Origin of the sequence: Arthrobacter jiangjiafuii (genome assembly GCF_018622995.1) — a bacterium.
In the GTDB taxonomy this organism is placed as follows: domain Bacteria; phylum Actinomycetota; class Actinomycetes; order Actinomycetales; family Micrococcaceae; genus Arthrobacter_B; species Arthrobacter_B jiangjiafuii.
On sequence record NZ_CP076022.1, the window covers coordinates 2,883,800 to 2,904,568 of the forward strand.

At 65.5% G+C, this 20,769-nt stretch carries 16 protein-coding genes; 1 reads left to right on the top strand and 15 read right to left on the bottom strand.

Annotated elements, in window-relative coordinates:
* Positions 1 to 4: 4 nt before the first annotated feature.
* The 12 genes from KKR91_RS13510 to rpoB all read right to left on the bottom strand — a co-directional run bounded on the left by KKR91_RS13510 (position 5) and on the right by rpoB (position 16,480).
* The gene (locus tag KKR91_RS13510) at positions 5 to 664 is read right to left on the bottom strand and encodes a 3-oxoacid CoA-transferase subunit B (RefSeq protein WP_210228050.1); all 660 of its coding nucleotides are present in this window, start codon (positions 662 to 664) and stop codon (positions 5 to 7) included.
* Positions 661 to 1,344: a 3-oxoacid CoA-transferase subunit A gene (locus KKR91_RS13515; RefSeq protein WP_210228048.1), complete on the bottom strand. Its 684-nt coding sequence runs from the start codon at positions 1,342 to 1,344 to the stop codon at positions 661 to 663. Before KKR91_RS13515 ends, KKR91_RS13510 begins: the two co-directional genes overlap by 4 nt.
* A 57-nt stretch (positions 1,345 to 1,401) precedes the next feature.
* On the bottom strand, positions 1,402 to 2,604 hold the full coding sequence (locus tag KKR91_RS13520) for a thiolase family protein (protein WP_210228046.1): 1,203 nt from the start codon (positions 2,602 to 2,604) through the stop codon (positions 1,402 to 1,404).
* Positions 2,601 to 3,041 (bottom strand): 4-carboxymuconolactone decarboxylase, encoded by a 441-nt coding sequence (pcaC, locus tag KKR91_RS13525; protein WP_273544899.1) that lies wholly within the window; start codon positions 3,039 to 3,041, stop codon positions 2,601 to 2,603. The genes KKR91_RS13520 and pcaC overlap by 4 nt, the downstream gene beginning before the upstream one ends.
* Before the next feature lie 5 nt (positions 3,042 to 3,046).
* On the bottom strand, positions 3,047 to 3,871 hold the full coding sequence (locus tag KKR91_RS13530) for an alpha/beta fold hydrolase (protein ID WP_210228044.1): 825 nt from the start codon (positions 3,869 to 3,871) through the stop codon (positions 3,047 to 3,049).
* Positions 3,872 to 3,877: 6 nt separating this feature from the next.
* Positions 3,878 to 5,281, bottom strand: coding sequence for a lyase family protein (locus KKR91_RS13535; RefSeq protein ID WP_237687383.1), 1,404 nt, complete (start codon positions 5,279 to 5,281; stop codon positions 3,878 to 3,880).
* A gap of 2 nt (positions 5,282 to 5,283) precedes the next feature.
* Positions 5,284 to 5,850 (bottom strand): protocatechuate 3,4-dioxygenase subunit alpha, encoded by a 567-nt coding sequence (pcaG, locus tag KKR91_RS13540; RefSeq protein ID WP_210228042.1) that lies wholly within the window; start codon positions 5,848 to 5,850, stop codon positions 5,284 to 5,286.
* On the bottom strand, positions 5,850 to 6,674 hold the full coding sequence (gene pcaH, locus KKR91_RS13545) for a protocatechuate 3,4-dioxygenase subunit beta (protein WP_210228040.1): 825 nt from the start codon (positions 6,672 to 6,674) through the stop codon (positions 5,850 to 5,852). The genes pcaG and pcaH overlap by 1 nt, the downstream gene beginning before the upstream one ends.
* Positions 6,675 to 6,796: 122 nt before the next feature.
* Positions 6,797 to 7,993 (bottom strand): 4-hydroxybenzoate 3-monooxygenase, encoded by a 1,197-nt coding sequence (locus KKR91_RS13550; RefSeq protein ID WP_210228038.1) that lies wholly within the window; start codon positions 7,991 to 7,993, stop codon positions 6,797 to 6,799.
* 75 nt (positions 7,994 to 8,068) lie between these two features.
* On the bottom strand, positions 8,069 to 8,833 hold the full coding sequence (locus KKR91_RS13555) for an IclR family transcriptional regulator (protein WP_210228036.1): 765 nt from the start codon (positions 8,831 to 8,833) through the stop codon (positions 8,069 to 8,071).
* Between the two features lie 159 nt (positions 8,834 to 8,992).
* A complete protein-coding gene (locus KKR91_RS13560; protein WP_210228034.1) occupies positions 8,993 to 12,883 on the bottom strand; it encodes a DNA-directed RNA polymerase subunit beta' in 3,891 nt (1,296 codons plus the stop codon).
* A 96-nt stretch (positions 12,884 to 12,979) separates the two neighbouring features.
* On the bottom strand, positions 12,980 to 16,480 hold the full coding sequence (gene rpoB / locus KKR91_RS13565) for a DNA-directed RNA polymerase subunit beta (protein WP_210228032.1): 3,501 nt from the start codon (positions 16,478 to 16,480) through the stop codon (positions 12,980 to 12,982).
* 526 nt (positions 16,481 to 17,006) lie between these two features.
* Between rpoB and KKR91_RS13570 the strand changes: the two genes are divergently transcribed.
* A complete protein-coding gene (locus KKR91_RS13570; RefSeq protein ID WP_210228030.1) occupies positions 17,007 to 18,239 on the top strand; it encodes an acetyl-CoA C-acetyltransferase in 1,233 nt (410 codons plus the stop codon).
* 97 nt (positions 18,240 to 18,336) lie between these two features.
* On the opposite strand, the gene rplL is transcribed toward KKR91_RS13570, so the two are convergent.
* From rplL to KKR91_RS13585, 3 genes are all read right to left on the bottom strand, one after another.
* Entirely contained in the window at positions 18,337 to 18,711 is a 375-nt protein-coding gene (rplL, locus tag KKR91_RS13575) for a 50S ribosomal protein L7/L12 (protein WP_210228028.1), read from the bottom strand.
* 78 nt (positions 18,712 to 18,789) lie between these two features.
* Positions 18,790 to 19,353, bottom strand: a complete 564-nt coding sequence (gene rplJ, locus KKR91_RS13580; protein ID WP_210228026.1) for a 50S ribosomal protein L10 — start codon at positions 19,351 to 19,353, stop codon at positions 18,790 to 18,792.
* A gap of 280 nt (positions 19,354 to 19,633) precedes the next feature.
* Positions 19,634 to 20,734 carry a GNAT family N-acetyltransferase gene (locus tag KKR91_RS13585; protein WP_210228024.1) on the bottom strand — a complete coding sequence of 367 codons (1,101 nt, stop codon included), beginning with the start codon at positions 20,732 to 20,734 and terminating at the stop codon, positions 19,634 to 19,636.
* Between the last annotated feature and the right edge of the window lie 35 nt (positions 20,735 to 20,769).

Consider the following 20,769-nt stretch of genomic DNA (forward strand, 5'->3'; position numbering starts at 1 on the left):
GTGGTCAGTCCTGCTGCCCGGCCTGGTCGCGGATCAGCGGAATGTCCATTTGCGCGGCTAGTTCCTCAAAGGTGGTGCCGTAGGTCTCGCGGACGTGGACGCCGTCATCCTTCAGGAGGAAGACCGCCTCGTTGGTGTAAACGCGGGTGACGCAGCCGACGCCGGTGAGCGGGTAGGTGCATTCCTTCACCAGCTTGCTGACGCCCTCCCGGGTAAAGAGGGACATCATGACGTAGACGTCCTTGGCGCCGGTGGCCAGGTCCATCGCTCCGCCGACGGCCGGGATGGCGTCCGGAGCCCCGGTGTGCCAGTTGGCCAGGTCGCCGTCGGCCGAGACCTGGAAGGCGCCCAGGACACAGACATCCAGGTGCCCGCCGCGCATGATGGCAAACGAGTCGGCGTGGTGGAAGTAGGCCGCGCCGGGGAGCTCGGTCACCGGGATTTTTCCCGCGTTGATGAGGTCCGGGTCGACCTCGTCGCCGTGGGCCTCGGGGCCCATCCCGAGCATGCCGTTTTCGGTGTGCAGGGTGATGTTCTGTTCGGGGGCCAGGAAGTTGGACACCAGGGTTGGCTGTCCGATGCCCAGGTTCACGAAGGATCCGGGAGCGATGTCCCGGGCCACGAGTTCAGCCAGTTGGTTCTTGTCCAGGCGGGAAGTGCTCATGCTGCTGCCGGCTCCTTTTCCCCGGCCACGCGGACCAGGGTGTTGACGTAAATTCCGGGGGTGACAACGTTTTCGGGGTCCAGGGACCCGGTGTCGACGACCTCGCTGACCTGGACAATGGCGGTCTTGGCGGCTGCTGCCATGATGGGGCCGAAGTTCCGTGCCGTCTTGCGGTAGACCAGGTTTCCGGAGCGGTCCGCGCGCAGTGCCTTCACCAGGGCGAAGTCGGCCTGCAGCGGGGTTTCGAAGATGTAGCCGCGGCCGTCGATGACCCGGGTTTCCTTGCCCTCGGCCAGCGGCGTGCCGTAGGCGGTGGGGGTGAAGAAGCCGCCGATGCCCGCACCCGCGGCGCGGATCCGTTCGGCGAGGTTGCCCTGCGGTACCAGTTCCAGCTCGATTTCCCCGGCCCGGAACTTGGCGTCGAAGACCTGCGAATCGGACTGGCGCGGGAAGGAGCAGATGATTTTCTTCACCCGGCCGGCACCGATCAGGGCGGCGAGGCCGTGCTCGCCGTTGCCGGCGTTGTTGTTCACCACCGTCAGGTCCTTGGCGCCCTGCCGCAGCAGCGCCTCGATCAGCTCCACCGGCTGCCCGGCCTGACCGAAGCCCCCGATCATGACGGTGGCTCCGTCGTGGATCGGCGCTACGGCCTCATCGACGTCCTGCACAATGTTGAGCACGGTTCTCCTCTTCGTGGAATGCGGTGTTGGTTCGTCGGGTTTTTACAGGGCGGTGTTTTACCGGGCGGTGTTTTCCAAAACCACGGCCAGGCCCTGCCCGACGCCGATGCAGATCGCGGCAACTCCCCAGCGCTCCCCCGAGGCCTCGAGCCGGCGGGCCAGCGTACCCAGGATCCGGGTGCCTGAGGCGCCGAGCGGGTGGCCGATGGCCACCGCGCCGCCCCAGGCGTTGACGATAACCGGGTCGATATCCCAGGCATCCAGGCAGGCCAGGGACTGCGCGGCGAAGGCTTCGTTGAGTTCGACGGCACCCACGTCGCCCCAGCCGATGCCGGCCCGTTTCAGGGCGGTGTTCGCTGCTTCAACCGGGGCGTAGCCGAAGTACTGCGGCTCGTTGGCCGCGGCTCCACGTCCGGCGATCCGGGCCAGCGGTGCCAGCCCAAGCAGGTCGCCCGCGGCCTCGCTGCCGAGCCAGGCGGCGGAGGCGCCGTCGTTCAGGGGTGAGGCATTGCCGGCCGTGACCGTGCCGCCGGAAGCGTCGTCGGACACGGGCCGGAACACTGTCTTGAGCGTGCCCAGCTTCTCAACGGTGGAGCCGGCACGGATGGATTCATCGCGGGCCAGGTCCACGCCGTCGACCGGCACTGTGAGGTTGTCGTAGCGGCCTTCGTCCCAGGCCTTGGCGGCAAGGAGATGGGAGTTGGCGGCGAACTCGTCCTGGCGTTCGCGCGTAATGCCGTACTTCTCGCGCAGCTGCTCAGTGGCCTCGCCCAGGGAAACCGTCCACTGCGCCGGCATCTGCGGATTGACCAGGCGCCAGCCCAGGGTTGTGGACGCCAGGGTCTGGTTGCCGGCCGGGTAGGGCTTCTCGTTTTTCGGCAGCACCCAGGGGGCACGGGTCATGGACTCGGTGCCGCCGATCAGCATCAGGTCCGCTTCGCCCGTGTTGATCTGCCGGGACGCGATCAGTGCGGCGTCCAGCGAGGAGCCGCACAGCCGGTTCACGGTGGTGCCCGGCACGGAGGTGGGCAGCCCGGCCAGGAGCGACGACATGCGGGCCACGTTGCGGTTTTCCTCGCCGGCTCCGTTGGCGTTGCCAAACACCACTTCGTCGATCCGCTCCGGGTCCAGGCCGGGGGCGCGGTTGACGGCGGCACGGATCACCTGGGCGCCGAGGTCGTCGGGACGAACACCCGCCAGCGCGCCGCCGAACTTTCCAAACGGGGTGCGGACTGCATCAAAGATATAGGCCTGGTTCACGGTGTCTCCTCGGCATCGGTGTCAGCATCAGAATCGGTGTCGGGTTCCAGACCGGCGAAGACGTCCTGGGCCACCTTGAAGGCGGAGTTGGCGGACGGCACGCCGCAGTAGATGGCCGACTGCAGGATGATTTCCTTGAGCTCGTCGCGGGTGAGCCCGTTCCGCAGGGCAGCCCGCACGTGCATGGCGAATTCCTCCATGTGACCGTGGGCAATCAGCGCGGTCAGTGTGATGGCGCTGCGCATGGTGCGCGGCAGCCCCGGCCTGGTCCAGATGGTGCCCCAGGCGTATTGCGTGATCATGTCCTGGAAGTCGGTGGTGAAGTCGTCTTTGGCCGCGTTGGCACGGTCCACATGGGCGGCACCGAGCACTTCGCGGCGGACCACCATGCCCTCGTCGTAGACATCCTGCCGGCTTTTGCTGCCGTCGTGGATCACTTCAGTTACTTCCCTTCCAAGTGGGCGGCGCCGGAAAGGCTTCCGAAGAAGTTCCCCAGCAGATCTGCGGTTTCGGCCGGCTTTTCCGCCGGCACCAGGTGGGCGGCGCCGGCGACGACGGCGCTGGTCCCGTGGGATGCGCCCTCGGCGATGAGCTCCGCGAATGACGGCGGGGTCACCTCGTCGGCTGCTCCGGCGACCGCCAGCAGCGGCACGGCGATGTCGCCGAGCTTTTCACGGACATCGAAGCCGGCCAAGGCCTGGCAGCAGTAGGCGTAGGAGAAGCGGTCGGCATCCTGCAGGGAATGCAGCAGGGCGGCGGAGGCCTCGGGGCTGCGTTCAATGAAGCCGGGCGCGAACCAGCGCTGCGCCGATCCGATCAGCACCGCCGGCGTGCCCTGGCTGCGGACGGTTTCGGCCCGCTCGGTCCAGCCGGCGGGCTCGCCGATCTTGGCTCCCGAACACATGATGGCCAGCCCGTCGAAGTCGCCGCCGTGGTCCAGGCCCAGCTGCAGGCCCACTGCACCGCCCAGGGACACACCGGCGTAGTACACGGGCTGTCCGGGGCCGATGTCCGCCGCAGTGCGGGCCGAGGAGACGATTCCCGCGACCGCGTCGGCCAGTTCCGCGATGGTGAAGGGCTCCGTGGCGGCCGGGCTCGCACCGTGGCCGGGCAGGTCCCACGCGATGACCGTGTAATTTTCCAGGGCGGCAGCCGTGGAAGACCACAGGGCGGCCGCCGAGGTGCCCAGCGACGGGCCTGCGATGAGCACCGGCGCGTGGGCACCGGCGTTGCTGAGCATGCTGGCTTTGAGAACGGGGACACTCACAGGGAGTTAGTTCCTTCCGGGGTAGGCGGCGATGATGCGGTCGATCAGGGCGCTGGATTCGCCCAGGTAGTTTGCCGGGTCCAGTTCTGCGGCCAGGGCCTCGTCGGAGAGCACGGTAACCGGAAGTGCATCGCGCAGCAGACCGGCAAAGTCTTCGCCGGTAGCCAGGGACTTGGAGACCAGCTCCTGCAGGCGTGCCTTGCCGCTGCCCGGGCCGCCGTCGTCGTCAAGCAGCGGAGCGACCGTGGACATCAGCTTCTCGCTGAGGACCAGCGGCCCGGCGGCTTCGAGGTTCCGGTGCAGGGAATCGGTGTGGACGGTCAGGCCCGCACTGAGCTCAGCCAGCTTGGCTGCCGCTCCCCCGGCCAGGCGAAGCAGTGACCGCAGGGCCTGCCACTCCACGTGCCAGGAGCCGGCCGGGCGGTCATCGTCGGCTGTCGCGGCGGCTGTCTGCAGCTGGACGCCGTGGCCGGGGGCGGCCAGCGCGGCGCTGCGGATCAGCACGGACAAGACGGGGTTCTGTTTCTGCGGCATGGCGGAGGACCCGCCCCGGCCGGCGGCCCGGGGTTCGGAAACCTCAGCGATTTCGGGGCGGCTCATGAGCAGGACGTCGTTGGCCATCTTGCCGGCCGCGGCGAGCAGGTCCGCCAGCGCGGCGCCCAGGCCGGTGACCGGCAGCCGGTTCGCCTGCCACGGGGCCGGCGCTGCGGCCAGGCCGAGCCGGGCTGCCAGCATGTCGGACAGCTCCAGTGCCCCGGCCGTCCCGGGGCCGCCGCGGGCTGCGGCGGTGCTGAGGGCGGCCAGGGTGCCCGAGGCTCCGCCCCATTGCAGGGGCAGCCGGGCGGCGGCGGAATCAAGGGCGGCGGTGGCTGCCCCGATCCCGTGCAGCCACTGGGCGGCGCGCAGCCCGAAGGTTGTCGGCAGGGAGTGCTGGGTGAGGGTCCGGGCCACTGCCGGCGTGTGCCGGTGTTCATCCGCCAGCGCCGCCAGCGCGTCAACGGTGCTGCGGGCATCGGCGAGGATGACCTGCAGGGCACGGGAGGCCATCAGCATCAGCGCGCTGTCGAGGATGTCCTGGCTGGTTGCGGCCTTGTGCACGACGGCAGCTGCCTCGGGCGAGGTCTCGCGCACCAGGGCACGCAGGTCGGCGAGCAGCGGAATCACGGGGTTACCCCCGCCGGCCGCCCGAGCGGCGAGACCGCCCAGGTCATAGCGTGCGGCCTGGCACGCCGGAGCCGCTGCGGCGGGAACCTCCGGAGCCACCAGACCCGCTTCGGCGAGGACGTGCAGCCACGCCAGTTCGACGTCGAGCATTGCCTGCAGGGCCGCGGTGTCCCCGGTCAGTGCCGCGGCCGGGGTCCCGGCCCAGGCCGGGGAGAGCAGGCCGAAGTCACCGCTGGGAACATCCACGGCTACGCCTCCGGGTACGCGAGGAAAACGGTCTCGTTTTCACCCTGCAGGCGGATATCGAACCGCAGTCCGCCGTCGGCCTCGCGTGTGGCGATCAGTGTGGACCGACGGTCCGCGGGCAGCGAGGCGAGCAGGCTGTCATTGGCCAGCGCCTCAGTGTCCTCGGGCAGGTAGATCCGGGTGTGCAGCTTGTTCAGCAGGCCGCGGGCGAAGACCACCAGTGAGATAAACGGTGCGCTGCCGGGCTTCACGGGACCGGGGTTCACCGTGGTGAAGGTGTAGTTCCCGGCATTGTCCACTGCGGTGCGGCCCCAGCCGGTGAAGGTGTAGCCATCGCGGACCAGGGACCCGGTCTGCTGCACGATGGTGCCCAGGGCGTCGGCCTGCCAGATTTCCAGCAGGGCGTCCGGGATGGTTTCGCCGGCGCCGTCCAGCACGGTGCCGTGCAGCCGGATGGTGCCGGGCAGGCCCGGGGCCAGCAGCTGGTTGTCCTTTTCATAGGGCAGCGCGTACCCGTAGAAGGGGCCGATGGTCTGGGCCGGAGTGACTGTAAGTTTCTGCTCGCTCATTATTCTGCGTCCTCGTCTTCCATCCAGGTGCGGCTGCTGCCGCTGAGCACGATGTCCCAGTTGTAGCCGGTGGCCCACTCATGCGCGGTGATGTTGTGGTCATAGGTGGCCACGAGTGCATCCCGGGCCTTCTGATCGGTAATGGACTGGTAGATCGGGTCCAGGGCGAAGAGCGGATCACCGGGGAAGTACATCTGGGTGATCATGCGCTGGGTGAAGTCGGTGCCGAACAGCGAGAAATGGATGTGCGCCGGGCGCCAGGCATTGAAGTGGTTCTTCCACGGGTAGGGACCGGGCTTGATGGTGGTGAACTCGTAGGAGCCGTCATCACCGGTGATGGCACGGCCGACGCCGGTGAAGTTCGGGTCGATCGGCGCCGGGTGCTGGTCCCTCTTGTGGATGTAGCGGCCGGCCGAGTTGGCCTGCCAGACCTCGATCAGCTGGTTGCGGACCGGGCGTCCGTCACCGTCGAGCACCCGGCCGCGCACGATGATGCGCTCGCCCAGGGGCTCCCCGTTGTGCTGGATGGTCAGGTTGGACTCCAGGGCATGCACGTCCTGGTGGCCGAAGGCCGGGGACCACAGTTCGATCGTTTCCGGGTCGGTGTGGTGCGGGTCCTTGGTGGGGTGGCGCAGGATGGAGCTGCGGTAGGGGGCGAAGTCCAGCCGCGGCTGGGTTTCGGGCGGCAGTCCGTCGCTTACGCCCTTGCGGTATCCGGCGTGGACGTCGGAGATCTCGGCAGTAATTTCGTCCTGAGTGCTCTGGGCCGAATCGGGGCCCTGCGGCACGTGGCTGTCCTGGAAACTCTCTTGTTCCATTTCCATGGCTATCTTCCTTTCGAGGGGGCGCCTGCGGCGCACCCGGACCTTGTCCGACCATCCCGCCAGTCGGAACCACCCTACATTGAATGTTCATTTGGTGTACAGGTGTTCGTAATGCGAACTCTTTAGCCGTTGGGCCACCCGGTATAGGCCTCGGCCAGGTAGGCACTGCCGTGGCGCGACGAGACGACCCCCTGCAGTTCGCCCAGGGCGCGCTTGCGCTCAAACGGACTGGCATCGGAACGGGTGTGGAGCATTGAGGTCATCCAGTAGGAGAAATTCTGGGCCCGCCAGACCCGCTTGAGCGCCAGCTCGCTGTAGCCGTCCAGCAGGTCCGGATTGCGGGCGGCGTAGAAGGAATCAATGGCCTCGAACAGGACACGCACGTCGGCCAGGGCCAGGTTCAGCCCCTTGGCGCCGGTCGGCGGCACGGTATGGCCGGCGTCTCCGGCGAGGAACATGTTGCCGTAACGCAGGGGTTCGCAGACGTAGCTGCGGAACTTCAGCAGGGTCTTCTCGAAGATGGGGCCACGCTTGAGCTCAAATCCATCCGGGCCTGCCACGCGCTGCTGCAGCTCGTCCCAGATCTGCTCCTCGTTCCAAGCTTCAGGGTCCTCGGTGGGATCGGCCTGGAAGTACATGCGCTGGACGTTGTCGTTGCGCTGGCTGATCAGGGCGAAGCCGCGGTCCGAGTTGGCATAGATCAGTTCCGGAGCACTCGGCGGGGCCTGCGTTAGGATGCCGAACCAGGCAAACGGATACTCGATGAAGTTATCGACTCGCCGGTCCTTCGGGATGGAGCGCTTGCAGATGCCCTGCGAGCCGTCCGCTCCCACGAGAATGTCGCAGTGGATCTCGAAGTCGGCGCCGTCGGCGTCAGTGAAGCGGATCTTGGGCGTGTCAGAGAGCTGATCCAGCACCTCGGTGCCGGTGACGGCGTAACGCACGTCGCCGCCGTCGCGCTTCCGGGCAGCCGCCAGGTCCACGAAAACCTCGTTCTGCGGATAGAGCCAGACCGACTCCCCCACCAGGTCCTCGAAATCGATCCGGTGGCTCTGCCCGCCAAAGCGCAGGTCGATGCCGTCGTGCTTGTAACCGTCAGTCAGGACCCGGTTGCTGACGCCGCCTTCGGTGAGCATCCGGACGGAGCCGTGCTCCAGGATTCCGGCGCGGTGCGTCGTCCGGATTGTTTCGTGGTCCCGCTTTTCCACGACGATGTTGTCGATCCCGGCAGAGGCCAGCAGGTGCGAAAGCATCAGTCCGGCCGGGCCGCCACCCACGATGCCGACCTTGGTTTTCAGGACTGTGCGTGCTGCGACCATGTAGTACTCCTAGAGGGGGAAGGGAAACCTAGCCTCCAGTGTGACTACGGGCACAGCCCGGCGGCCACGTGGTTCTCATTCAATGGGAAAGCCCGGTGGCAGTATGCCCAGGCCTCGGGAGATGCCGCGCGCCGCCGTCATGAGGGCCGGCACGGTGGCGGAAATGTTCTCCTCACCGGTGGGTACCACCACGCCGATGGCTGCCAGCGCCATCCCCGAAGCGTTGAAGACAGGGACCGCGATGCCGGTGGTGTCAGCGACGACGATGCCCGGCAGGCTCGCCGCTCCGTACTGGCGCATCACGGCCCATTGCCGGCGCAGCTCCTCGGGCGGCGGGGCGGAACCCTGGCCGGAGGCCCGGGCCAGGTAGGCCTCCTGCACGTGGCGCGGGGAATGCGCCATCATCACCATCCCGGAGGACGAGACGTGCAGCGGCAGCCGTCCGGCCACCTTGGCGTGGTTCAACACCGATCCGCGGCTGGAGAGCCGTTCGATGAACAGCACCTCGTCGTCGCGGAGCACCGAGAGCTGGGTGTGCTGGCGGACCACTGCCTGGATGTCCTCCATGAAGGGCATGGCCACGGCCTTGAGATCTCCGGCCGGCGAGCTGCGGCTGGCGAGTTCCCAGAGCCGCATCCCCGGCCTGACGTCGCCGCCGGCCTGCTTCTGGAGCAATCCGTGGCGCAGGAGTTCGCTCACCAGGCGGTGGGCGGTGGAAAGCGGAAGATCGGCGCGCCTGGCCAGGGTGGCCACAGGCAACGAGGGATGGGCGCCGTCGAAGGCGCTGATGATGCGCACGATCCGATCGGTCACCGAGTCTCCGGAGCGGGAATTGGCCATTCTGAAAGTCTGGCACACCCCCGTGCCGGCGCGGTTATTCGGCCGGCGCGATTAAACGGCTGGCGCGGTTAAACGGCCGGCGCGGTTAAACGCAGGAAGGTCCCGCACCAAACGGTGCGGGACCTTCCTGCGTTGCTCAGGCTGCGAGCTGGAAGCAGGTTAGCGGAAGTCGCTGCCCATGTCGTAGTCATCCAGCGGGATGGCGTGGAACTCGGGGCTCAGACCGCCGTCAACGCCGGCGTAGTCGAAGTCGCTGAAGGCGCTCGGGCCGGTGAACAGGTTGGCCTTTGCTTCCTCGGTCGGCTCGACAGTGACCTCGGTGTAACGGGGCAGGCCCGTTCCGGCCGGGATCAGCTTACCGATGATGACGTTCTCCTTGAGGCCGAGCAGCGGATCGCTCTTGCCTTCCATGGCCGCCTGCGTCAGGACGCGGGTGGTTTCCTGGAAGGAAGCTGCGGACAGCCAGGACTCGGTTGCCAGCGACGCCTTGGTGATACCCATGAGCTCGGGACGGCCTGAGGCCGGCTTCTTGCCCTCGGAAACCACGCGGCGGTTCTCGTTCTCGAAGCGGCGGCGCTCGGCCAGCTCACCCGGGAGGAGATCCGAATCGCCGGATTCGATCACGGTCACGCGCCGCAGCATCTGCCGGACGATGACTTCCACGTGCTTGTCGTGGATGCCTACACCCTGGCTGCGGTACACGCGCTGGACTTCGTCCACCAGGAATTCCTGTGCCTTGCGCGGGCCGAGGATACGGAGGATCTGCTTGGGATCCACCGCACCGAAGACCAGCTGCTGGCCAACCTCGACGTGGTCGCCGTCGGCAACCAGGAGGCGTGCACGGCGCAGGACCGGGTACGCGATTTCCTCGGAGCCGTCGTCGGGAGTGACAACCAGACGCATCTGGCGGTCGGACTCTTCCAACGTGACCCGGCCCGCGGTCTCGGAGATCGGAGCAACACCCTTGGGGGTACGTGCTTCGAAGAGCTCCTGGATACGGGGCAGACCCTGGGTGATATCTTCCGCGGAAGCAACACCACCGGTGTGGAAGGTACGCATGGTCAGCTGGGTACCCGGCTCACCAATGGACTGTGCGGCGATGATGCCCACGGCCTCGCCGATGTCCACGGTCTTACCCGTGGCCAGGGAGCGGCCGTAGCACAGTGCACAGGTACCGACGGCGGACTCACAGGTGAGTACGGAGCGGACCTTGATGTCGGTAACGCCGGCTTCGAACAGCTTGGCGATGAGGACGTCGCCCACATCGTCGCCGCCCTTGGCCAGGACATTGCCCTGGGCATCGGAGACGTCGGTGGCCAGCGTACGTGCGTACGCCGAGTTCTCGACCTCTTCGTGCAGCTGCAGTTCGCCGTTGGAGTCCGGAACCGCGATGGTGACGTTCAGGCCGCGCTCGGTGCCGCAGTCTTCCTCGCGGACGATGACGTCCTGGGAAACGTCTACCAGACGACGGGTCAGGTAACCCGAGTTGGCGGTACGCAGAGCGGTATCGGCCAGACCCTTACGGGCACCGTGGGTGGCGATGAAGTACTCCAGCACCGACAGGCCCTCGCGGTACGAGGACTTGATCGGGCGGGGGATGATCTCGCCCTTCGGGTTGGCCACCAGGCCACGGATACCGGCAATCTGCCGGACCTGCAGCCAGTTACCACGGGCACCGGAAGACACCATGCGGTTGATGTTGTTTTCCTTGGGCATGTTCGCACGCATGGCCGCAGCAACTTCGTTGGTTGCCTTGTTCCAAATGTCGATGAGCTCCTGGCGGCGCTCGTCTTCGGCGATCAGGCCCTTGCCGTACTGAACCTCAACCTTGGCTGCCTGTGCTTCGTAAACCTCCATGATGGCCGGCTTGTCGATCGGCGCGGAGATATCGGAGATGGCAACGGTAACGCCCGAGCGGGTGGCCCAGTAGAAACCGGCGTCCTTCAGGTTATCCAGCGTTGCCGCCGTCATCACCTTCGGGTAGCGCTCAGCCAAGTCGTTCACGATGGTGGACAGCTGGCCCTTGTCTGCAACCTTCTCAACCCACGGGTAATCCGCCGGCAGGGTCTGGTTGAAGATGACCTGGCCCAGGGAGGTCTGGATGAGGGCAGGAGTGCCTTCAACCCAGCCTTCCGGTGCCGGACGGTCTTCGGAGGGCACGAAGCCATCCAGGCGCATGCTGATCTGGGCGTTCAGGTCCAGCTCACCGAGGTCGTACGCCATCAAGGCTTCAGACGGTGAGGTGAAGAAACGTCCTTCGCCTGCCACGCCTTCCTTCTTGGTGGTGAGGTGGTGCAGGCCGATGATCATATCCTGCGAGGGCAGGGTCACCGGACGGCCGTCCGAGGGCTTCAGGATGTTGTTCGAGGACAGCATCAGGATGCGTGCCTCGGCCTGGGCCTCCGGGCTCAGCGGCAGGTGCACTGCCATCTGGTCACCGTCGAAGTCGGCGTTGAATGCGCCACAGACGAGCGGGTGCAGCTGAAGGGCCTTGCCTTCAACCAGCTGCGGCTCGAATGCCTGGATACCTAGGCGGTGCAGGGTGGGTGCACGGTTGAGCAGCACCGGGTGTTCGGTGATGATCTCTTCCAGTACGTCCCAGACCTGCGGGCGGAAACGCTCGACCATGCGCTTGGCGCTCTTGATGTTCTGTGCGTGGTTGAGGTCAACCAGGCGCTTCATCACGAACGGCTTGAAGAGCTCCAGGGCCATCTGCTTGGGCAGACCACACTGGTGCAGCTTCAGCTGCGGGCCGACGACGATGACCGAACGGCCGGAGTAGTCAACGCGCTTACCCAGAAGGTTCTGGCGGAAACGTCCCTGCTTGCCCTTGAGCATGTCGGAGAGCGACTTCAGCGGGCGGTTGCCCGGTCCGGTGACCGGACGGCCGCGGCGGCCGTTGTCGAACAGGGAGTCAACAGCTTCCTGGAGCATGCGCTTTTCGTTGTTCACGATGATCTCGGGGGCACCGAGATCCAGCAGGCGCTTCAGGCGGTTGTTGCGGTTGATCACGCGGCGGTACAGGTCGTTGAGGTCGGACGTCGCGAAACGGCCGCCGTCGAGCTGGACCATCGGGCGCAGTTCCGGCGGGATGACCGGCACGGCGTCCAGGACCATGCCCAGCGGGCTGTTGGTCGTGGTCAGGAATGCGTTGACAACCTTCAGGCGCTTCAGGGCACGCGTCTTGCGCTGGCCCTTGCCGTTCTGGATGATGTCGCGCAGCAGCTCGGACTCAGCCTGCATGTCGAAGTCCATCAGGCGCTGCTTGATGGCTTCGGCACCCATGGAGCCCTCGAAGTACAGGCCGTAGCGGTCACGCAGTTCGCGGTACAGGCCTTCGTCGCCCTCGAGGTCGCCGACCTTGAGGTTCTTGAAGCGGTCCCAGACCTGCTCGAGGCGCTCGATGTTGTTGTCGGCGTCGCGGCGGACCTTGGCCATCTGGCGGTCGGCGGAGTCGCGCGCCTTCTTCTTGTCGGCTGCCTTGGCACCTTCGCCCTCGAGGCGGGCAATCTCGCCCTCGAGATCCTTGGCGATGGCGGCAATGTCGGAGTCGCGCTGGTCGACGAGGTGCTTGCGCTCCAGGTCGTGCTCGGCCTGCAGGTTCGGCAGTTCGGCGTGGCGGTTCTCTTCGTCCACCGAGGTGATCATGTAGGCAGCGAAGTAAATGACCTTCTCAAGGTCCTTCGGCGCCAGGTCCAGCAGGTAGCCCAGACGCGACGGAACACCCTTGAAGTACCAGATGTGGGTTACCGGAGCGGCGAGCTCAATGTGGCCCATGCGCTCGCGGCGCACCTTGGCACGGGTGACCTCGACGCCGCAGCGCTCACAGATGATGCCCTTGAAGCGCACGCGCTTGTACTTACCGCAGTAGCATTCCCAGTCGCGGGAAGGACCGAAGATCTTTTCGCAGAAAAGACCGTCCTTCTCCGGCTTCAGGGTTCGGTAGTTGATGGTTTCCGGCTTCTTGACCTCGCCGTAAGACCAACCGCGGATTTCATCCGCAGTGGCAAGGCCGATTCGCATAAGGCCGAACGTGGAATCGTTGGACATGGGTCCCTGTTCTCTCTTGTTCTCTAAATCTGAATGTCTCGGGTACGGGAAGGGGCTGCCGGAGGCCGGCCCGCGTCAGCGGGCCGGCCGGCTCGACTAAACCTCTTCTACGGAGCTGGGCTCTGCGCGGGACAGATCGATACCCAGTTCTTCCGCGGCCCGGAAGACTTCTTCATCCGAGTCACGCATTTCAATCGTGTTGCCCTCGGTGGAGAGTACTTCCACATTCAGGCAGAGCGACTGCATTTCCTTGATGAGCACCTTGAAGGACTCCGGAACGCCGGGCTCCGGGATGTTCTCGCCCTTGACGATGGCTTCGTAGACCTTCACGCGGCCATGGATGTCATCGGACTTGATCGTGAGCAGTTCCTGCAGCGTGTAGGCAGCGCCGTACGCTTCCAGGGCCCAGACTTCCATTTCACCGAAGCGCTGGCCACCGAACTGTGCCTTACCACCCAGCGGCTGCTGGGTGATCATGGAGTACGGGCCGGTGGAGCGTGCGTGGATCTTGTCATCGACAAGGTGGTGCAGCTTCAGGATGTACATGTAACCCACCGAGATGGGCTCCGGGAACGGCTGGCCGGAGCGGCCGTCGTACATCTTCGCCTTACCCGAGGCGCCGATCAGGCGGTTGCCGTCACGGGTCACGTTGGTGGAATCGAGCAGGCCGGTGATTTCGTCTTCACTGGCACCGTCGAACACCGGGGTGGCAACCGTGGTGGGACCGGATTCACGCGGCAGGGACGGCAGGTTCTTGACCCAGTCCGGCTCGCCCTCGATCTTCCAGCCCTGCTTGGCAGCCCAGGCGAGGTGGATTTCCAGGACCTGGCCGACGTTCATTCGACCCGGAACACCCAGCGGGTTCAGGATGATGTCGACGGGGGTTCCGTCTTCCAGGAACGGCATGTCCTCGATCGGCAGGATCTTGGAGATGACGCCCTTGTTGCCGTGACGGCCGGCCAGCTTGTCGCCGTCGGTGATCTTGCGCTTGTGCGCAACGTAGACGCGCACCAGCTGGTTCACGCCCGGGGGCAGCTCGTCGTCGTTGTCACGGTCGAAGATGCGGACACCGATAACCGTGCCGGACTCGCCGTGGGGCACCTTCAGGGAAGTGTCGCGGACTTCGCGGCTCTTCTCGCCGAAGATGGCGCGCAGCAGGCGCTCTTCCGGAGTCAGTTCCGTTTCACCCTTGGGGGTGACGCGGCCAACCAGGATGTCGCCGGCTTCTACCTCGGCACCAATGTGGATGATGCCGCGCTCGTCCAGCTGGGAGAGCACTTCCTCCGACACGTTGGGGATGTCACGGGTGATTTCCTCGGCACCAAGCTTGGTGTCGCGGGCATCGACTTCGTGCTCCTCGATGTGGATGGAGGTCAGGACGTCGTCCGAGACCATGCGCTGCGAGAGGATGATGGCATCTTCGTAGTTGTGGCCTTCCCATGACATGAATGCCACGAGCAGGTTCTTACCCAGAGCCAGTTCACCCTGGTCCGTGGAGGGACCGTCGGCGATGATGCTGTTGACCTCGACGCGTGCGCCTTCGTCGACCAGCACCCGCTGGTTGTACGCGTTGCCCTGGTTGGAGCGCGCGAACTTCATGATCGGGTAGCTGGTGTCGGTGCCGTCGTCGTTCATGACGGTGACCATTTCAGCGGAGACCTCGGTGACAACACCGGGCTTGACCGCGGTAACGGAGTCACCGGCGTCGACTGCGGCGTACTTCTCCATGCCGGTACCCACAACGGGGCGCTCGGAACGGAGCAGCGGCACGGCCTGGCGCTGCATGTTCGCACCCATGAGGGCGCGGTTGGCGTCATCGTGCTCCAGGAACGGAATCAGGGCGGTAGCCACCGACACCATCTGGCGCGGGGAGACGTCCATGTATTCCACACCGTTGGGCTCGACGAGCACCGGCTCGCCGGAACCGCCGCGGGCACGGACGAGGACCAGGTCCTCGGCAAAGTGCTGGTCTTCGCGCAGCGGAGCGTTTGCCTGGGCAATGGTGCGCTCAACTTCGTCATCAGCGGTCAGGTAATCAACCTGGTCGGTGACGACGCCGTCGATGACCTTGCGGTACGGGGTTTCGATGAAACCGAACGCGTTGATCCGGGCGTAGGAGGCCAGCGAACCGATCAGGCCGATGTTCGGGCCTTCAGGGGTTTCGATGGGGCACATGCGGCCGTAGTGCGAGGGGTGGACGTCTCGGACTTCCATGCCTGCACGGTCACGGGACAGACCACCCGGGCCCAGCGCGGACAGGCGGCGCTTGTGCGTCAGTCCGGCGAGCGGGTTGTTCTGGTCCATGAACTGCGAGAGCTGGGAAGTTCCGAAGAACTCCTTGATCGCTGCCACGACGGGGCGGATGTTGATCAGCGTCTGCGGCGTGATGGCCTCGACGTCCTGCGTCGTCATGCGCTCACGGACAACGCGCTCCATGCGGGACAGGCCCGTACGGATCTGGTTCTCGATGAGCTCGCCGACGGCGCGGATGCGGCGGTTGCCGAAGTGGTCGATGTCATCGACCTCGACGCGGATGTCCACGTCGTCGCCGTTGCGCTTGCCCGGTACGGTCTTCTCGCCGGCGTGCAGCGCAACCAGGAACTTGATCATGGCAACGATGTCGTCGTTGTTCAGGACCGAAGCGTCGGAATCCGTCAGCGGCTTGTCGATGCCCAGCTTGCGGTTGATCTTGTAACGGCCAACCTTCGCCAGGTCGTAGCGCTTGGGGTTGAAGTACAGGTTGTCCAGCAGGGTCTGGGCAGCCTCAACCGTGGGCGGCTCGCCCGGACGGAGCTTGCGGTAGATGTCCAGCAGGGCATCCTCGCGGGTTTCCGTCGGGTCCTTCTCCAGGGTGGCGCGGATGGAGTCGTACTCACCGAAGGTCTCCAGGATCTGGCCTTCGGTCCAGCCCAGTGCCTTCAGCAGCACGGTGACCGACTGCTTGCGCTTGCGGTCCAGGCGGACGCCCACCTGGTCGCGCTTGTCGATCTCCAGTTCGAACCATGCACCGCGGGAAGGAATGATCTTCGCGGTGTAGATGTCCTTGTCACTGGTCTTGTCGGCGGTGCGCTCGAAGTAGGCGCCCGGCGAACGGACCAGCTGGGAAACAACAACACGCTCGGTGCCGTTGATGACGAACGTTCCCTTGTCAGTCATGAGGGGGAAGTCGCCCATGAACACGGTCTGCTGCTTGATTTCGCCCGTGTTGTTGTTCATGAATTCGGCTTTAACGTACAACGGGGCCGAGTACGTGGCGTCCCGGTCCTTGCACTCAGCCATGGTGTACTTCGGGTCGGCAAATTCCGGCTCGGAGAAGCTCAGGGACATGGTGCCCTGGAAGTCCTCGATCGGGGAGATTTCCTCGAAGATGTCGGCCAGGCCGGAAGTGGCGGCAATGCCCTGTTCCCCGGTCTGCTTGGCCTTTTCTACGCGCGCCTTCCAGCGCTCGTTACCGACCAGCCAGTCAAAGCTGTCGGTCTGCAGGGCAAGAAGATTGGGAACATCAAGCGGTTCGTGAATCTTTGCGAATGAAATCCGGGGAGCGATGTTCTCCGGGATGTTAGCGGTTGCATTATTAGAGGTGCTCGAGGCGACCAAGAGGGATCCTTCCACAGACCTTCAGGCGTGTTTCGCGCCTCCATCTCTGCACAGAACGGACCTGGTCCGCGTGCGTCCTTGCATCCTGCCGGGCGCGCGAAACGCTGCCTGGCACAGGACAAAGCCCACCGCTATATGAAGGCTGAAGGTTAAGAGAGGGAAGCAAATATCAACTATAGGGCATTATGGGCAGACAAGTCTACCCGGTCCGTCAACCCTGATCCGCTCAACCCCTCGGAACAGGCCTGGAATGATTCTCCAGACCGCCGCATCTTGGGGGAGCTACAGGCAACACCGGCGCACCGCTGACGCATCGGATACAGATACCTTACCGCACGATCCCCGGAATGTCCGTGCCGGGCCTCACGGCGCAGGCGGAGCTGTGACGCGGCTCTCCCCCGCCCCGTATCCTTGGCGTAGCCTAGTTTCAACGTCCGTCCATGCCGGCGGCCCTTCGCAGCCTGGCCCAAGTCCCCGTGCACGCGTTTTTGCAGTCAGTTTCAACGACGAAAGTGAATGATCCGCCATGAGCAACCCCGCAGTCCAAGAGACCCCGGCAGCGACCGATGTGGTCATCGTTGGAGGCGCCCGCACACCGCAGGGCCGCTTGAACGGCCAGCTGGCCTCCTTCGCCGCCGTTGAACTCGGAGGGTTTGCCATTGCCGGCGCCCTGGGCGCTTCCGGCGTACCCGCGGCCGATGTCGACGCCGTCATCATGGGACACGTGGTGCAGGCCGGGTGCGGGCAGAATCCCGCGCGGCAGGCGTCCATCAACGCCGGAATCGGCTGGGACGTTCCCACCGTGACCGTCAACAAGGTCTGCCTCTCCGGACTGGCGGCAGTGATCGACGCCGCCCGCCTGATCCGCGGCGGGGAGGCCACCGTGGTGGTCGCCGGCGGCCAGGAGTCAATGACACAGGGACCGCACCTGCTGCCGGGCTCCAGGCAGGGCTGGAACTACGGAAACATCACCACACTGGATTCCGTGGCCCACGATGGACTCACCGATGCCTTCGACAAGGAGTCGATGGGCATCTCCACGGAGCGCGGAAACACCAAGCTGGCCATCAAGCGGCTGGAGCAGGATGAGGTGGCAGCTGCCTCCCACCGGCGCGCTGCCGCAGCCATGGAGTCCGGAGTCTTCGACGCTGAGATTGTTCCGGTCACCGTTCCGCAGCGCCGGGGCGAGCCCCTGGTGCTCACCGCCGATGAAGGCGTGCGCCCCAACACCACGGCGGAAACCCTGGGCGGGCTGCGTCCGGCGTTCGACCCGCAGGGAACCATCACGGCGGGCAATTCCTCGCCGCTGTCCGACGGCGCCGCCGCCCTGATCCTCACGACCCGCGCCTACGCCAACGAGAACGCCCTGGAGATCCTCGCCGTCGTCGGCTCCCCCGGGCAGGTGGCCGGTCCGGACAACACACTGCACTCCCAGCCCGCCAACGCCGTGTTCGCCGCTCTGGGCCGGGCCGGCTGGACCACCTCGGACCTGGACTTCATCGAGATCAACGAGGCCTTCGGCGCCGTCGCCGTCCAGTCACTGAACGAACTGGGCATGGACCTGGACCAGTGCAACCTTTATGGCGGTGCCATTGCCCTGGGACATCCGATCGGAGCCTCCGGGGCCCGCCTGGCGCTGACGGCGGCGCTGGAACTGCAGCGGCGCGGCTCGGGCCGGGCAGCGGTGGCGCTCTGCGGCGGCGGCGGACAGGGCGAGGCCCTCCTGCTCTACCGCGAAAAACCCCAGGCCGCGGGGTAGCCCAGCCTGCGGGCGGTCGCCCAAGACGCAGAAAGACCCCGTCCCAAGGGACGGGGTCTTTCTGTATCCGCGGCAAAAGCCGCGAAGGGAAAATCTACTACTTGACGGTAACCGTGGCGCCGGCAGCCTCGAGGGCTTCCTTTGCCTTCTCTGCGGCTTCCTTCGTAGCGCCTTCCAGGACAGCCTTCGGGGCGCTGTCTACAACGTCCTTGGCTTCCTTCAGGCCCAGGGAAGTCAGGGCACGAACTTCCTTGATGACGGCAATCTTCTTGTCGCCGGCTGCTTCGAGGATGACGTCGAATTCAGTCTGCTCGTCTTCGGCTTCTGCAGCGCCACCGGCGGGACCGGCAACTGCAACAGCAGCAGCGGTAACGTCGAAGGTCTCTTCGAAGAGCTTGACGAAATCAGACAGCTCGATGATGGACAGTTCCTTGAAGGCTGCAATGAGCTCTTCGTTGGTCAGCTTCGCCATGGTGTGGCGTCCTTCCTATAAGTGGTGCGCGGGCACCAAAGTGGTGCATCGGCACCGGAGTGTGGATTGGAAGAGCGATTACTCTTCGGTGGCTGCTTCTGCGGCCGGAGCTTCTTCTGCGGCGGCCGGAGCCTCTTCCGCAGCGGGAGCAGATTCAGTGCCCTCGTCGAGCTTCAGGCGCAGTGCATCTACCGAGCGGACCAGCATGGACATCGGTGCCTTGAGTGCACCGGCGACGCGTGCGAGCTGGAACTCACGGGATTCAAGAGCAGCCAGAGCGACAACACCGGCGGCGTCGAGGTTGTTGCCCTCGAAAACACCGGTCTTGATGATGAGCTGCGGGTTGGTCTTGGCAAAATCCGTCAGGCTCTTTGCAGCTGCAACTGCGTCACCCTTGATGAAGGCGATTGCAGTGGGTCCGGCAAGCTGGCCGTCGAACGCGTCGATGCCGGCTTCCTTGGCTGCAATGCCAGTCAGGGTGTTCTTGACGACCGAGTACTTAGTGTCCTGGCCGAGCGAACGACGCAGCTCCTTGAGCTGTGCAACGGTGAGCCCGCGGTATTCGGTTAGGACGGCAGCAGTTGAATCCTTGAAATCGGTGACGATTTCTTCAACTGCCGATACCTTTGTTGGGGTAGCCATCTAACCCTCCTTCCGGGGAATAGTGCCGGTGGATCGGGTCCCGAACATAAAAAACGCCCCGGGCAGATGCACGGGGCTGAGCAGCTGGAACGCTAAGTTCCGCATGCTGAGTTCGTTCACCTGCGCAGGCCGCCCTGTGAAGGGACTTTCGGATGTCCGATCAACCGGAGTCCACCCGTTAGCCTGGAGATCCAGGATGCGGGTGGGATTGAAAGCACATCGACCGACGGTCTTTGGTATGTCCAGAGTACGGGAGATTCCCCGCCGGGCCAAATCCCCGTCAGACGGCCGGCAGCAGCTTCTGCCACTCCCCCGACCAGCCCACGGGCAGAAAGCCCAGCCGGTCATTGATCGAGAGCATGTAGCCGTTTTCCGCCGCGTTCCAGGTCCACACCCGGGCCGCCTCGGGCAGCTCCTGATGCAGCCGCACAAGATTCGCAGCCTTCAGCAACATTCCCAGCCTGTTGCCTCGGTGCTCCCGGAGCACGAGGGTGTCATCCTGAAAGGCGACAGCCGGATTGGCGTTGAACACCATCAGCACGGTGTGGCCCACCAGCTGCCCGCTGGAAAGGTGCCGCACCACGCTGACCAGCACCTCGGCGTCCATCTCGAGCGCCTTCCGCTCGGTTTCCCGGACCCGCGCCGCGTCCCACTGTTCCTCTTCCAGATCCAGGCCGGCCAGTGGGGCGTCGGTGCTCATCTTCTTCCGCAGCTGGGCGTACGCATCCACAAGGTCTTCCGGGCAGGGGCCGCGCCAGAACTCCAGACCGTAGCCGGCTCCGGCAGCTGCAACCGCCGCATCGAGTGTTTCCTGCCCGACGGCGGCATCGGCCAGTTCCAGCAGGCTGATGCGCTCCACCTGTTCCAGGCCGAAGCCCCGGGCCTGGGCGAAGGCGGCAGCCGCATCCGAGGGGATGGCCCCGGTTCCGCTTTTCGGCCTGACGGCAGCGCCGGCGGCGGTTCCCTCCGGAGCGGGATGGTCAGTCTCCCCCAGGATGGTCCTGCGCCCGTCGGCTGCCGCCGCCTGCTCGGCGGCGGCATAGAGCCGCGAACCCAGCCCCATCCGCCGGGCCTGCGGTGCCACTACGACGTTCACCAGCGCCGAATGGGTGTTGTCGGTCAGCGGAAGGCTCAGGGTAGCCAGCCCCAGGATCTCGTCCCCTGACCGTGCCGCGAACAGCAGCCGCCGCCGGACCGGGGTGGTGCGGAAGCCCGCCAGCTGAGTCTGAGGCGTGTCGTGGAAATCGGTGTTTCCCCACAGCTCCAGCATGTGCTCGTTGAGCAGCCGGCCGGCGGCAATGAAGTCGGCCGCGGCGGGATCCCGGGAATCCAGGGTGGCAGGGATGGCCAGCTGGGCGATAACGGCGGCGGGGTGAGTCATAGCTCACATACTGCCCTGCCGGCCGGTAGACAGCA

What these genes read in the sequence shown, in the direction of transcription:
- KKR91_RS13510 (WP_210228050.1), bottom strand. Translation starts at nt 664, where the DNA reads ATGAGCACTTCCCGCCTGGACAAGAACCAACTGGCTGAACTCGTGGCC.
- pcaG (WP_210228042.1), bottom strand. Translation starts at nt 5,850, where the DNA reads ATGAGCGAGCAGAAACTTACAGTCACTCCGGCCCAGACCATCGGCCCC.
- pcaH (WP_210228040.1), bottom strand. Translation starts at nt 6,674, where the DNA reads ATGGAAATGGAACAAGAGAGTTTCCAGGACAGCCACGTGCCGCAGGGC.
- KKR91_RS13550 (WP_210228038.1), bottom strand. Translation starts at nt 7,993, where the DNA reads ATGGTCGCAGCACGCACAGTCCTGAAAACCAAGGTCGGCATCGTGGGT.
- KKR91_RS13555 (WP_210228036.1), bottom strand. Translation starts at nt 8,833, where the DNA reads ATGGCCAATTCCCGCTCCGGAGACTCGGTGACCGATCGGATCGTGCGC.
- KKR91_RS13560 (WP_210228034.1), bottom strand. Translation starts at nt 12,883, where the DNA reads ATGTCCAACGATTCCACGTTCGGCCTTATGCGAATCGGCCTTGCCACT.
- KKR91_RS13570 (WP_210228030.1), top strand. Translation starts at nt 17,007, where the DNA reads ATGAGCAACCCCGCAGTCCAAGAGACCCCGGCAGCGACCGATGTGGTC.
- rplL (WP_210228028.1), bottom strand. Translation starts at nt 18,711, where the DNA reads ATGGCGAAGCTGACCAACGAAGAGCTCATTGCAGCCTTCAAGGAACTG.
- rplJ (WP_210228026.1), bottom strand. Translation starts at nt 19,353, where the DNA reads ATGGCTACCCCAACAAAGGTATCGGCAGTTGAAGAAATCGTCACCGAT.
- KKR91_RS13585 (WP_210228024.1), bottom strand. Translation starts at nt 20,734, where the DNA reads ATGACTCACCCCGCCGCCGTTATCGCCCAGCTGGCCATCCCTGCCACC.